Origin of the sequence: Kribbella sindirgiensis, assembly GCF_004331435.1 — a bacterium.
Lineage (GTDB): Bacteria > Actinomycetota > Actinomycetes > Propionibacteriales > Kribbellaceae > Kribbella > Kribbella sindirgiensis.
Genome location: NZ_SJKA01000004.1, coordinates 472,343 through 485,962 on the forward strand (window position 1 = coordinate 472,343; position 13,620 = coordinate 485,962).

9 protein-coding genes are annotated in these 13,620 nt (G+C 68.1%); 5 read left to right on the forward strand and 4 right to left on the reverse strand.

Translation table 11 applies throughout. From position 1 onward, the window contains the following. The first annotated feature begins 100 nt into the window (after positions 1-100). Together E0H50_RS14050 and E0H50_RS14055 are read left to right on the forward strand one after the other, a co-directional pair. On the forward strand, positions 101-2,389 hold the full coding sequence (locus E0H50_RS14050; protein WP_238150957.1) for an MMPL family transporter: 2,289 nt from the start codon (positions 101-103) through the stop codon (positions 2,387-2,389). A gap of 10 nt (positions 2,390-2,399) precedes the next feature. After that, a complete protein-coding gene (locus E0H50_RS14055) occupies positions 2,400-2,840 on the forward strand; it encodes a YdeI/OmpD-associated family protein (protein ID WP_131288034.1) in 441 nt (146 codons plus the stop codon). Here E0H50_RS14055 and E0H50_RS14060 read toward each other — a convergent pair. After that, positions 2,827-5,871, reverse strand: coding sequence for a helix-turn-helix transcriptional regulator (locus E0H50_RS14060; RefSeq protein WP_131288037.1), 3,045 nt, complete (start codon positions 5,869-5,871; stop codon positions 2,827-2,829). The two genes, E0H50_RS14055 and E0H50_RS14060, sit on opposite strands and share 14 nt — an antisense overlap. Before the next feature lie 94 nt (positions 5,872-5,965). Between E0H50_RS14060 and E0H50_RS14065 the strand changes: the two genes are divergently transcribed. Then, the gene (locus E0H50_RS14065) at positions 5,966-7,402 is read left to right on the forward strand and encodes an Nramp family divalent metal transporter (RefSeq protein WP_131288040.1); all 1,437 of its coding nucleotides are present in this window, start codon (positions 5,966-5,968) and stop codon (positions 7,400-7,402) included. On the opposite strand, the gene E0H50_RS14070 is transcribed toward E0H50_RS14065, so the two are convergent. Together E0H50_RS14070 and E0H50_RS14075 are read right to left on the reverse strand one after the other, a co-directional pair. Next, positions 7,377-9,710 (reverse strand): ATP-binding protein, encoded by a 2,334-nt coding sequence (locus tag E0H50_RS14070; protein ID WP_131288043.1) that lies wholly within the window; start codon positions 9,708-9,710, stop codon positions 7,377-7,379. The genes E0H50_RS14065 and E0H50_RS14070 overlap by 26 nt on opposite strands. After that, positions 9,703-10,632: an SMP-30/gluconolactonase/LRE family protein gene (locus E0H50_RS14075; RefSeq protein WP_131288046.1), complete on the reverse strand. Its 930-nt coding sequence runs from the start codon at positions 10,630-10,632 to the stop codon at positions 9,703-9,705. Before E0H50_RS14075 ends, E0H50_RS14070 begins: the two co-directional genes overlap by 8 nt. A gap of 111 nt (positions 10,633-10,743) precedes the next feature. Here E0H50_RS14075 and E0H50_RS14080 point away from each other — a divergent pair, with 111 nt between their 5' ends. Continuing rightward, positions 10,744-12,135 carry a three-helix bundle dimerization domain-containing protein gene (locus E0H50_RS14080; protein WP_238150958.1) on the forward strand — a complete coding sequence of 464 codons (1,392 nt, stop codon included), beginning with the start codon at positions 10,744-10,746 and terminating at the stop codon, positions 12,133-12,135. Here E0H50_RS14080 and E0H50_RS14085 read toward each other — a convergent pair. After that, entirely contained in the window at positions 12,126-13,037 is a 912-nt protein-coding gene (locus E0H50_RS14085) for an SMP-30/gluconolactonase/LRE family protein (protein WP_131288049.1), read from the reverse strand. The two genes, E0H50_RS14080 and E0H50_RS14085, sit on opposite strands and share 10 nt — an antisense overlap. Before the next feature lie 52 nt (positions 13,038-13,089). On the opposite strand from E0H50_RS14085, the gene E0H50_RS14090 reads away from it, so the two are divergent. Continuing rightward, on the forward strand, positions 13,090-13,548 hold the full coding sequence (locus E0H50_RS14090; protein WP_238150959.1) for an Lrp/AsnC family transcriptional regulator: 459 nt from the start codon (positions 13,090-13,092) through the stop codon (positions 13,546-13,548). Positions 13,549-13,620: the final 72 nt, after the last annotated feature.

Sequence of the window (13,620 nt, forward strand, 5' to 3'; positions counted from 1 at the left end):
ACGGCTCCCGCACACCTGTCGGCGGGTGGTGAGAGGTCCCGGCATCCCGCTGGGTACTGTTCGGGCTCAGGGCGGGATCAGACACCGAGGGGACGACGCCGTGCACGACGACGACCAGAACGCCGCCGACACCGCCGGAAAGCACCGCGCCGAGGGGACTCCGCACACCGGGGACGACGTGGTGCAAGGCCGGCACGCCGACGACCAGCCTGGTGGCGAGACTGTTAGCCGGGTCACAGCCGAGGAGCAACACAGCGACCGGGGACGCCCCCGCGGACGCTGGGCGTGGCGCTCCGCGATCGCCGCCGTACTGATTCTGTGGCTCGTGGTGGGGTCGCTGGGCGGGCCTGCGGTGGGGAAGCTGAGCGAGGTCCAGGAGAACGACAACGCCAATTTCCTTCCGAAGCAGGCCGAATCCACGCTGGTCAGCAACGAGTCCGCGAAGTTCGTCGACTCCAAGGCGCTGCCGTACTTCGTCCTGATCGAACGTGACGCGGGTCTCACTCCGGCCGACCTGACGGCGGCGAACCAGTTCCTCGCCAAGGTGCCGACGCTGGACCTCGGCAACGGCAAGACCATCGGTGACTACCTCGCGGCGCCGGCCAGGACCGTGATCCCGTCGGAGGACAAGAAGGCGCTGCTGCTCACCGTCGAACTGGACGGCGACCGCGCCGACGAAGTGGTCAAGGAAGGCGAAACGGTGCTGTACGCCGTCGCCGAGTCCCTGCGGACCGAGATCGGGCAGGACCTCACACCCACTGGTCTCAAGGTCTACGTGACCGGTCCGGGCGGGGTGTTCGCGGACTTCGTGGTCGCCTTCGGAGGCATCGACGGCATCCTGCTCGGAGTCGCCCTCGCGGTGGTGTTCGTCATCCTGCTGATCGTCTACCGCAGCCCGGTGCTGCCGATCGCGGTCCTGCTGACCGCGGTCTTCGGTCTCGCCCTGGCGGCGCTGGTGGTGTACCCGCTGGCCAAGAACGGCGTCCTGGAACTGAACGGGCAGAGCCAGGGCATCCTCTTCATCCTGGTCGTCGGAGCCGCGACCGACTACTCACTGCTGCTCGTCTCCCGTTACAAGGAGGAACTGCACGACTACACCAGCAAGTACGACGCGATGCGGGTCGCGTGGCGGGCGTCGATCGAGCCGATCGCGGCCAGCGCGGCGACCGTCATCCTCGGTCTGCTCTGTCTGCTGCTGTCGCAGCTGGGCAGCACGAAGGGCCTCGGTCCGGTCGGAGCGATCGGTATCGCCGGAGCGCTGGTCGCCTCGATGAGCTTCCTGCCGGCGATCCTGCTCGCCTTCGGCCGGCGGATCTTCTGGCCGTCGATCCCCCGCGTCGACCACGTGCACGCCCGCGACCAGGTCGGCGGCCGCCGGCTGTGGGGCAGGGTGTCCGGGCTGGTCGGTCGCAGTCCGCGCAAGGTCTGGGCGGTCACCGCACTCGCGCTGCTGGGCTGCGCCGCGTTCCTGCCGACGTTCAAGGCGAGCGGGATCTCCCAGGAGGACCTGTTCCTCGACAAGCCCGAGTCGGTCGTCGGTCAGGCCGAGCTCGCCAAGCACTTCGACGCCGGCGCCGGTACGCCGGTCCAGATCCTGACCCCGAGCGACCAGGCCGAGCGGGTGATCACGACCGCGGCAGCAGTCGACGGCGTCGGTACGGCGTCCGCGTCGGCGTCGCCCGGCGTACCGCCGAAGGTTGTCGACGGCAAGGTGCTGGTCCAGGCGACGCTCGAGGTGCCGGCCGATTCGCCCGCCGCGACCAAGGTGGTCGAGCACCTGCGCGCGGAGCTCGACACGATCAGCCCGGACATCCTGGTCGGCGGCAACACCGCGATCAACCTGGACGTCCTCGACGCGAGCGAGCGCGACCTGCGGGTGATCATCCCGGCCATCCTGGCGGTGATCTTCGTCGTCCTGATGCTGTTGCTGCGGTCGGTCGTCGCGGCCGTTCTGCTGGTGGTCGCGAACGTGATCTCGTTCGGCGCCACCGTCGGGGTGAGCGCGCTGGCCTTCAACCACGTGTTCGGCTTCCCCGGTGCGGATCCGAGCATCCCGCTCTACGCGTTCGTGTTCCTCGTTGCCCTGGGCATCGACTATTCGATCTTCCTGATGACCCGGGTCCGCGAGGAATCCCAGGAGCACGGCACCAGACCCGGCATCCTCGTCGGCCTCGCCGTCACCGGGGGCGTCATCACCTCCGCCGGCGTGGTCCTGGCCGCCACCTTCTCGGCCCTCGCTGTCCTCCCCATCCTCTTCCTCGTCCAGATAGCCTTCATGGTCGCCTTCGGTGTCCTTCTCGACACCACCGTCGTCCGCTCCCTCCTGGTCCCCTCCATCGCCCACGACCTCGGCAAGAAGGTCTGGTGGCCCAGCAAGCTCGCGTCCTAGGGTGCGAGGTATGGAGACGTTCGAGGGCCGGGTTGTGGTGAATCACGGTGGAGGCGCCTGGGTGGAGGTGCCGGGGGCGGTGGTTGCTGCGTTGGGTGGGGGTGGGCGGATTCCGGTGCTGGCTACGTTTGACGGGGTGTCGTACCGCGGGTCGATCGCGTCGATGGGCGGGTGTATGGCGCTGGGGGTGCTGAAGAGCATTCGCAGTGAGTTGGGGAAGGCGGATGGTGACGCGGTGACCGTAACGGTCGAGCGGGATACCGGCGAGCGGGTGGTGGAGGTGCCGGAGGATCTTGCGGCGGCGTTGGCGGAGGCCGGCGTGCGGGAGGCGTTCGACGGGCTGAGCTACAGCCATCGGCGCGAGCACGTGAACGCGATCAACGACGCGAAGAAGCCGGAGACGCGGGCTCGCCGGATCGTGAAGGCTGTGGAGATGCTCAAGGCCTCTTGATGGAGGCCAGTTCGGTGCGGTTGGAGACGTTGAGTTTGCTGTAGACGTGGGCCAGGTGGGTCTTGACCGTGCCGCGGCTCATGAACAAGCGCTCGGCGATCTCTGGGTTACTGAGGCCCTCGACTGCGAGGGCGACGACCTGTTCCTCGGTTGGGGTCAGGCTGGCCCAGCCGGATGACGGGCGGCCGCGGGCACCTCGGGTACGCCGTGCATACGCGACTGCCTCGTCCAACGGCAGCGGCGGGTCGTTCGAGGTTGTCAGCGGTGGGAGGTCGGGCGGTGTTGCGAGGCCGAGGTCTGCGCGGGCGGCGGTTGCTGCGGCGGACAGGCGGGTGGCGTCGGGGGTGCGGTTGGTGTGGGCGGCCAGGAGGGCAAGGGATTCCAGGCTGTCGATGACGTACGTGCGTAGGCCGTGGTCGACGCGGATCGTAAGCGCGTTGTGCAGGCGGTCTGCGGCCTTGTCCGGGTGTTCCGTGATGGCGATGCGGCCGAGTTGGTCCAGGGCGTCGGCGAGGATGCGCGGCAGGTTGTAGCGGCGCGCCAGCTCGACGGTTCGTTCCAGTAGTACGGTCGCCTCCGCATGCCGTCCGCGCGCGCGTTCGGCCGCGGCAACAGTTGGCAGGAGCATCGCCGGTACGAACGTGTTCGCGAGCGGACTGTCCGGCGCGGTCTCGCGGGCCAGCCAGTCGACCGTTGCGTCGTACTCGCCGCTCCAGAAGGAGATCAGCGCCATCACCTGACCGAGATTCGGTACGACGGCGCCGGCGGACTCGGCCAGGTCGAGCAGTGGGCGCATCAACTCGCGGGCTTCGTCGAGTCGACCGGTGCGCACGAGCAGGGTCGCGAGTTGCCCGCGGGCGGTGCCGACGCGGTGGAAGTCGGCGAGCGGTTCGGCGGCGGCGAGGGCTCGTTCGGCGAGTTCGACCGCCTTCAAGGGTTCGCCGGTGGAGAGCAGGCTCTCGGACCAGACGGTCAGGACGGTCGACGCGATCCCGCGTTCGCCACTGCTGATCAGACCGTCGGCGGCGCGATCCAGGAGCGGGCGGAGATCCTCGTGGCGATCCCACAGGGACAGCAGTACGCATTGCAGGGCGACGTTCGCGTTGCGGGCCGCGTCGTCGCCGATTCCGTCCGCCAGCCGTACACCCTCCGCGGTCAGGTCCCACGCTTTCTCGAAGTCGGTGAAGAATTCGCCGACCGCGACCAGTGCGAGAAAGAGGGAACGCAGGCGATCGTCGTCCAGTTCGGTCGCGAGTTCGAGCCCGCGGCCCGCCGCGTCGTACCCGAACGGGTCGACGGTGTCGGCGACGGTCGCGTACCCGTAGAGCAAACGGGCCTGTAGCAACGTTCTGTCGTCCGGCGCGCGGTCGATCGCGCGGCGCAGGTAGCCGATTCCCTCGTTGCCGGTCGCCTGCAGGTTCCACAGCCAGCGCAGCGCTGCGGCCAGCCGGCGGCCGCGTTCGGGGTCGGCTGCGGAAAGTCCGGTTTCCAGGGCGGCGCGGTGGTTCTCGCGGTCCGGTTCGACGAGTGCGCGCCAGGCGTCGCGATCCTTGTCCAGCAAGGGTTCTGCGGCCTCGGCAACCTGGAGGTAGTGGTCGAGATGCCGGTCGCGTACGTCGTCGTCGGTCGTCACACGTGTTCCGGCGTACTCGCGGATCGTCTCGAGCACGCGGTACCGGCCGGCTTCGGCGATGACGAGCGATTTGTCGACAAGACGCGCCAGGGTGTCGAGTTCGGCTTCGCAGACGGCTGACGCGGCATCCAGGGTGAATCCGCCGGCGAAGACCGACAGCCGGCGGAAGGCCTGGCGCTCGGTGTCGTCGAGGAGGTCGTAGCTCCAGTCGATGGAGGCGGCGAGCGTGCGCTGGCGTGCTGCGACTCCGCGAACGTTCTTCGTCAGCAGGCCGAATCGATCGCTCAGACCTGCTTCGATCTGCTCAGGAGTCAAGGTCCGCGCCCAGGCCGCGGCCAGCTCCAGCGCAAGCGGGATGCCGTCGAGACGCGCACAAATCGCCCGAACAGCACGATCCCCCGCCGCGGACGCTGGGGCAGGGGCGTTGGTGGCGGCGCGTTCGTGGAAGAGGGTTTCGGCTTCGGATGGGGAGAGGGGTGGGACGGGCCAGATCGCTTCGCCGGGGAGGGCGAAGGGCTCTCGGCTGGTGGCCAGGACGGTGATCTCGGGGCAGCCGGTTTGCAGGGCGCGAACGAACTCGGCGGCGCCCTCGATGATCTGTTCGCAGTTGTCGAGGCAGATCAGAGCCCGCTTGCCGCGGAGCTGCCCGATGAGGAGACGGTCGCCGGGCTCGACCAGGAGACCGATCGCCACCGCGACCGCCTCCGGGATCTGCGCACTGTCGGTGACCGCGGAGAGATCGACCCACCAAACGCCGTCGGGCCAGCGTTCGGCCAGTTCCGCGGCGGTTTGTGCGGCCAGGCGGGTCTTTCCGCTCCCTCCCGGTCCCGTGAGGGTGACGAGCCGGCTGCCGGACAGCTGCGTACGGAGCGCTGCGACCTGGGTCTCGCGGCCGACGAAGCTCGTGAACATCACCGGGAGGTTGTTCGGCACCCGATCGAGAGAACGCAACGGCTCGGTCGTCGACGTCAGCTCGAAGATCCGCTCGGGCGACCCGAGATCCCGCAGCCGGTGGACGCCGAGATCGCGCAACTGGCCGACCCAGATGTCGGCAGCAGACTGGAGGGCGGCCGTGGCTGTTGCGGTTAGCAACGTTTGGCCCGGATTCGCCAGCGCCAGCAGGTGTTCTGCGTGCCGAACGGCCGGAGCAGCCCTCGGCGCGGTGTGCAGCGCGATGCGGAGGAGTTCACCCGCGGGCACCCGGGAGGCCGCGTCACGCAGCGTCGCGGCCGCGGCGATCGCAGCGGCCGCGTCGTCGTACCGCAGGACGGGCCACCCGGCGTCACGTCGTACCAACCGCTCCCCCGGCAGCGCCGCGGCGAGGCCGGCCAGGCGGGCGTAGGCGGGCGCGCTGGCGGCACCGGCGTACGACGCGATCAGGACTGTCACCCCACCCATGGGCGCCAGTCTGCCATTCGGGTTGCTAGGGGTCGCCGTTGTCGACAGTATTCGCTACCCTCCCGAATGGGGGGTCGAAGAAGTGAGGAGCCTGATGGCAGACACCAAGTCGACTGACCACGGACGATTCGCGCTACCGACCAAGAACCTGCCCGCACCGCAGGTTCGCGACCTTCCCGAACCGCCCACCAAGACCTGGAAGATCATCGGCCCCGGCATGGTCGGCGCCGGGGTGGGCCTGGCCTCGGGAGAGTTCATCCTCTGGCCCTACATCTCCAGCCAGGTCGGCCTGGTGTTCCTCTGGGGCGCCGTCGTCGGCGTGGTGGTCCAGTGGTTCCTCAACATGGAGATCGAGCGGTACACGCTGGCAACTGGTGAGACAGCGTTGACCGGCTTCAACCGGTACGGGAAGCACTGGGGCCTGTTCTTCGCGATCATGACGTACTTCGCGAACCTGTGGCCCGGCTGGGCGACCAGCTCGGCGAGCATGCTCACGTACCTGTTCGGCGCCGGCAACCCGCGCTGGATCGCGATCGGCATGCTGGTGCTGATCGGCGCGATCCTGACCCTCGCGCCGGTCGTCTACGTGATGCTCGAGCGGCTGATCGCGGTGAAGATCGCGGCCGTCGCGCTGCTGGTGATCCTCGCGCTCGCGTTCGCGATCCGCGGGAAGACGTACAGCGCGCTCGGGGACGCGGTCACGCAGCCGCAGTTCCCCGCCGAGCAGCTCGGGTTCGCGCTGGTGATGGGCGCGATCGCGTACGCCGGTGCGGGCGGCGGACAGAACCTCGTGCAGAGCAACTGGATCCGCGACAAGGGTTTCGGGATGGGCGTGCACGTACCGCGGCTGACGTCACCGGTGACCGGTGAGACCGAGGCCGACCCGACCGCCAACGGGTACACGTTCCCGCCGAACGACGAGAACCTGGCCCGCTGGAAGCGCTGGTGGAAGTTCGCGAACATCGAGCAGGCCGCGACCTTCGTGGCGATCACCGTGGTGACGATCATCTTCACCTCGATGCTCGCGCACTCCACCCTGTTCGGCGACAGCGCAGTGAAGAACAACATCGGCTTCCTGAAGATCGAGGGTACGACGCTGCAGACCCTGGTAGGTGGCTGGTTCGGCTACCTGTTCTGGGCGATCGGCGCCTTCTCGCTGTTCGCGGCGGCGGCCGGTATCGTCGACTACACGTCCCGGCTGGCGGCCGACATGGTCAAGGCCCGGTACCTGCGCGAGTCGAAGGTCTCCGAGTCCAAGCTGTACTTCTGGCTGGTCTGGGGACTGGTTGCCTTCGGCATCATCGTGCTGCTGGCCGGTCTCACCCAGCCGCTGGTGCTCCTGGTGATCTCCGCCTGCACCGCCGGCACCATGATGTTCATCTACTCCGGCCTGCTCTGGTGGATGAACTCGAGGGCCCTGCCCCACGCCATCCGGATCACCACCTGGCGCTCAGCGGTCCTCTGGTTCTCGTTCCTGGCCTTCGGCTTCCTGGCCGTCTTCACCATCATCGACCAGGCAAAGAAGCTGTAAGCCCGTATCGGGCGTACAGCTCCCGAGCGAGCCGCCACTGCGCCTGAGCGGGCTCGGACTCCCCGAGCCCGCTCAGCGCATCACCCAGCGAGTGCCTGATCCGCGCCTCGAGCTCACCACTGTTCTCCCCGATCAACACCAACGCCTCCTCGAGATGACCCTGCGCATCGTCGTACGCCGCCAACTCGACCTCGACCGCACCGAGCGCCTGGAGGCATTCGGCTACATTGAACGAGCTTCCAGACTTCCTCGCCTCGGCCAGACCCGCCCGGAGCCAGCTGTGCGCCTTCTCGAACCGGCGGCCCCTTCGACAGGCCTCGCCGATGGCGCCGATCAGCCAGCCGATGAACTGTGGAGCACCTCTGCGGGCCAATTGCATTGCCAGGTCGAATTCACGGTCCTGCACCGCAGAATGGCCGTGCCGACCCGCGATGACCGCGAGGGTGAAGCGAACCTCCCCCTCGGCGTACGCGTCGGCACTGCTGAGCGCGAGTGCCAGTCCGGCCTGCGCCTGTGTCGTGCTCTCGTCCAGCCGGTCCAGTCGCTCCAGTATCTGGGCGAAACCGATGTGGCTGTACCTCAACAGCCACTGATAGCCGCTTGCCTCGGACGCCTCGATCGCGGCCCTCATGTGAACGGCCGCCCTCTCGAAGTCCGAACGGACCGAGTAAAACCGCGCCAGGTTGTATCTGATCGAGGCTTCCGCCCCCGCCGGGGCACAGTCCGGATCGCGCTGCAGGGCCGTCAGCGCCTGCTCTCCCAGCTGTGCGCCCTCGACGTAGCGAGCTCGGTCGGCCCAGAAGAACTGGATGCCGATCGCGAGCCTGACGACGGTCGCGGAGTCGGAGTGCGTTCCCGCCATCAGCCGACGGGCGGCTGCGAGGACCTCGGCCGCCTCGGCATCCAGCCAGACCATTATTTCGTCGTACCCAAGGTCATCGGTTCCGCTGAGCCACCGCTCGTCGAACCAGTCCCGTGACAGCGGGTCCGCGAGTCCGCGGCACGTACGGGCCCTCCAGGCCATGGCCATGTACAGGGCCATGACCCGGTCTCTGGCGGCTCGGCGGTCTGCTTCGGTGGTGGGGAGTTCCCGGGCGTAGGCCCGGACCAGGTCGTGGAACTGGTACCGCCGCGGCGCGGGCGACTCCAGCAGATGCAGGTCGACCAGATGCTCCAGCAACGGCTCGAGCTCCGCCTCCGGCCGGTCGACCAGGCGCGCTGCCACCTTGAGATCGAACCCGGCACCCTCATGCAGTCCGAGCAGCCTGAAGACCTCCTTGGCAGCGGCGTCCTGCTCGGTTGCCGCAGACAACGACAGTTCGATGCTCATTCGTACGTCGAGATCGCCGAGCGCCAGCTCGTCGAGGCGTCGGCGGTTCGTCTCCAACCGATGGACGAAGTACTCCACGCTCCACGAAGGTTCCGCGGCGAGTCGGGCGCCCGCTATCCGGAGCGCCAGTGGGAGACCGCCGCACAGCCGGACGACGGCCCGCGCGTTGAGCGGGTCCGACTCGATGCGTCCGTCGCCGACGACCTGCGCCAGCAACGAGAGCGCGTCGGATTCGGGCAAAGCGTCCACCGCGAGGTGCGCTGCGCCGGGCAGGCTGGTCAGCGTACGGCGACTGGTGATGAGGACTGCGCAGGTCGAGCTTCCCGGCAACAACGGCAGTACCTGAGATGCGCTCGCCGCGTTGTCCAGGAAGACGAACACCCGCCGCCCGGCGAGCATCGAGCGGTACCTGGCCGCGAGCTCGTCGACGCTCGACGAACTGTCGCCCACCTGGAGACCGAGGCTGCCCATCAGTCGGCCGAGCGCGTCCGCGGCGGTCATCGGCTCACCGGGACCGAAGCCACGCAGGTTCAGGTACAGCTGGCCGTCCGGAAACTGATCGGCGACCCGATGCGCGACATGGACGCCAAGGGCCGTCTTGCCGATCCCGCCCATGCCGGCGATCGCGGAGATCACGACGACGCCCTGCCGAGACTCACCGGACAGGAACAGTTTCTGGACGTCGTCGACCTGTTGGTCGCGGCCCGAGAAGTCCTGCAGGTCGTCCGGCAGTTGCTCGGGTACCTGCCGGGTCGTGCGCGATCGGGTGGCCGCGGCAACGAGTTCCGCGCGCTCGTTCTCCGTCAGTCCGAGGCCGTCGCTCAGGAGCTTCACCGTCTGCGGACGTGGATGCCGGCGGCGGCCGGCCTCCAGGGTCTTGATCGCTTCGACGCTGACCCCGGAGAGCTCGGCCAGCTTCTCCTGGGCGAAGCCGGCTGCTTTGCGGAACTTCCGTAGTACCGCGCCGAACTCAGACACGGGGGCCGTAGGCCTCCGGGGCGCCGTTGGCGGTGGTGAAGAGGGAGTAGACGGAGGCGGTCGCGGTGAGGAACAGGCGGTTGCGTTTCGGGCCGCCCCAGGTGAGGTTGCTGACGGTTTCGGGGACCAGGAGTTTGCCGAGCAGCGTGCCGTCGGGGTGGTAGACGTGCACGCCGTCCGCGGCCGACGCCCAGACGCGGCCCTGGGTGTCGAGGCGGATGCCGTCGAAGATGCCGTTGCCGCACTCGGCGAACAGTTCGCCGCCGCTCAGTTCGTCACCGTCGACGGTGAAGACGCGGATCGTCGCCTCCTCCGAATCGGTGATGTAGAGCAACGACTCGTCGAGCGAGAACGCGAGCCCGTTCGGCCGGTTGAAGTCGTCGGCGACGCGGGTCAGCGCACCGTCCGGCGCGACCCGGTACACATGGCAGCCGCCGGTCTCGATCTCGCCCTTGTACCCCTCGTAGTCGCTGTCGATCCCGTACGCCGGATCCGTGAACCAGACCGATCCATCCCGCTTCACGACCACGTCGTTCGGGGAGTTCAAACGTTTTCCGTCGTACTCGTGGGCGAGCACGGTGATGCCGCCGTGGTGCTCGGTCCGCGTCACCCGCCGGTTGCCGTGCTCGCAGCTCACCAGCCGGCCCTCGGTGTCGCGCGTGTGGCCGTTGGTGTTTCCGGCCGGATTCCGGAAAACGGAAACCTGGTACGACGTCTCGTCCCAGCGCAGGATCCGGTCGTTCGGGATGTCGCTCCAGAGCAGGTAGCGGCCCGCGGCGGAGTACACCGGGCCCTCGACCCAGCGGCCGCCGGTCCACAGCCGTTCGAGCCGGCTGTCACCGCGGATCCCCGCGAACCGGTCGTCCAGCTTCTCCCAGACGGCCGGCGCGGTTCCGGCCAACGGCTCGAGAATTCCTGTCATCGCCACTCCTCCTCGATTGGACCCTCTCGGACGGAAGGATATGCGTGGCGCCGCAACGGGGGCACCAAGGTACGGCGCCGGAGCCAGTCACCGTGATGTGGAGAACATCCCTTGAAGCTCGACACGGTCCGCGAAGACAAGGCCATCGAGAACCTGACCAGCAGGCTCACCGAGTCCTTCGCCGACATCTATACTCCCGAAGACATCGAATCCGCGATCCGCACCGCCCGCGAGACCTTCGCCGGCGACCCGGTCCGCGACTATCTCCCGATCCTGATCGAACGCATGGTCAAGGAAGAGCTCACACCCAAGCCCGAGCGCGAGGCACAGCCCGATGGGGCCTCGAGCTGGATCAGACCACCGTCCGGTGCGGCCGTCACCACGACAGGTACGCCGCGGCGCCGCATCCCGATCGCCCTCCCGGCCGCCGTCGCCGGGGTTCTCGTGGTCGCGACGGTCGCGACCGTGCTCGTCGTACGGAACGGTGACGACGCGGCGGCGAAGTCCGGGCTGGTCACCGTCGGCGGCGTGATCGGGTCCGAGAAACGCGCGTTCTTCGAGGATCCAGACGTCAAGGCCGCGCTCGCCGAGCACGGCCTCGAGGTGAAGGTCGACACCGCGGGGTCCCGCGAGATCGCCACCTCGGTCGACCTCGGCAAGTACGACTTCGCGTTCCCGTCCAGCACCACCGCGGCGGACCGGATCCTGCAGCCGGCCGCGGGCCGCCCGGCCGTCAGCGGAAAGAAGTACAGCGTTTTCTCGTCGCCGATGGCGATCGCGACGTACCAGCCGATCGTCGACCTGCTGTCCGCCTCCGGGATCGCCCGGCAGGTCAACGGCACCTGGTACTTCGACGTTCGCAAGTACGTCGACCTGGCGAAGGCGAGCTGGCGCTGGACGAAAATCCGCGGAAACACCACGTATCCGGTGAACAAGCGGATCCTGATCACCACCACCGACCCGCGCACCTCGAACTCGGCGGCGATGTTCCTGGCGATCGTCAGTTATGTTGCCAACCACAACAGTGTGGTGGAGAGCGCGGCGGACGAGCGCAAGGTGCTGCCGCTGGTCGCGCCGCTGTTCGTCAACCAGGGCTACACCGACAGCTCCAGTGAGGGCCCGTTCGACGACTACCTGTCGCTCGGGATGGGCAAGTCGCCGATGGTGAACATCTACGAGGCGCAGTTCGTGGACGCCGCCGTACAGCGCAAGCTCAAGCCCGGCATGGTGCTGATGTACCCGTCGCCGACCGTGCAGTCCAAGCACACGCTGATCTCCCTGAACGCGAACGGTGAGAAGCTCGGCGAGCTGCTCTCGACGGACACCGAACTGCAGCAGCTCGCGGCCCGGCACGGGTTCCGGACCGCGGACAAGGCGCAGTTCGCGAACGTGATCAGCCGGTACGACGTCCCGGTCGCGAAGGACGTCATCGACGTCGCGGACACCCCGACGTACGACGCCCTCGAGCGACTGCTGGACGCGGTGTCGAAGTCCTACCGCTGAGCTGTCTGAACGTTGGTCAGCCACGACCACACGGACGTGGTCGCGGTGATGAACAGGCGGTTGCCCTTCGGGCCGCCGAAGGTCAGGTTGGACACCACGTCCGGCAGCAGCAGCTTGCCGATCAGCGTGCCGTCCGGGTCGAAGCAGTGCACGCCTTCGTGCGTCGCCGCCCAGACCCGGCCGGTGCTGTCGAGCCGGATGCCGTCGAACATTCCGCCCTCGCACGGCGCGAAGACCTCGCCGCCGAGGAGCTTGACGCCGTCGACGTCGAACCGGCGGATGTGCTTGCCCGGGGTGTCGACGACGTACAACTGGGTCTCGTCGTTGCAGAACGCGAGGCCGTTCGGGCGGATGAAGTCGTCCGCGACGACGGTCAGCGTGCCGTCCGGGGCGATCCGGTAGACGTGACAGCCGTCGATCTCCTGCTCGGCGGCATGCCCTTCGTAGCTCGACGTGATGCCGTACGGCGGGTCGGTGAACCAGATCGACCCGTCGCTGCGCTCGACCACGTCGTTCGGGCTGTTCAACCGTTTTCCGTCGAGATGCGACGCGAGGACCGTGCGGGTGCCGTCGTACTCGGTTCTGATGACCTGACGATCGCCCTGCGAGCAGCTGATCAGGCGGCCGGCGCGGTCGATGGTGTTGCCGTTCACGTAGCCGGACGGCTCGCGGAAAACGCTGACCTGGCCGGAAAGCTCGTCCCAGCGGAGCAGCCGGTCGTTCGGGATGTCGCTGAAGACGAGGCAGCGCCACGCCGGGGAGTACGCCGGTCCTTCGAGCCAGCGGCCGCCGTCGTACAGGCATTCGAGGTACTCGTCGCCCGCGATCTTGGTGAAGCGCTCGTCGAGGACCACGAGCTCGGCCCGGAGCCGCGGCGGCGCGGCGTTGAGTGTGATCGTCATATGCGGAACGCTATCCTGTTGTTGACAGTTCATACAGAACGAGATTTGGTTTGTGATCGATTTGACAGTAGATGATGTGGATCGCGGGTTGCTGGCCGCGTTGCAGGAGGACGCCGGGCAGTCGTACGCCGCGCTCGGGCAGGCGGTCGGGCTCTCGGCCGGATCCGCCCACGAACGGGTCCGGAAACTGAAGGCGGCCGGCGTGATCCGGCGTACGACGATCGACGTCGACCCGGCCGCGGTCGGGCTCGGCGTACTGGCGTTCGTCCTGCTCGAGTCGGGCGCCTGGATGGGTGACGAGCCGACCCTGAAGGCGCTGCGGAAGATCCCCGCGGTCGAGGAGGCGCACATCATCGCCGGGCCGGCCTCGGTGCTGGTGAAGGTCCGCACGGCGACCACCGAGGACCTGCAGGTGACCCTGCGCGCGCTCCACCAGGTGGACGGGGTGACCAGCACTCAGACAGTCGTGGTTCTGGAGACCTTCTTCGAGGGACAACCCACCGTGCTGTGATCGTGGTGTGAGCAACACCCTGCCCGCAGGACGGCCGCTTGACCCTAGACTCGGGCCAGCCGAAGGGAGCCG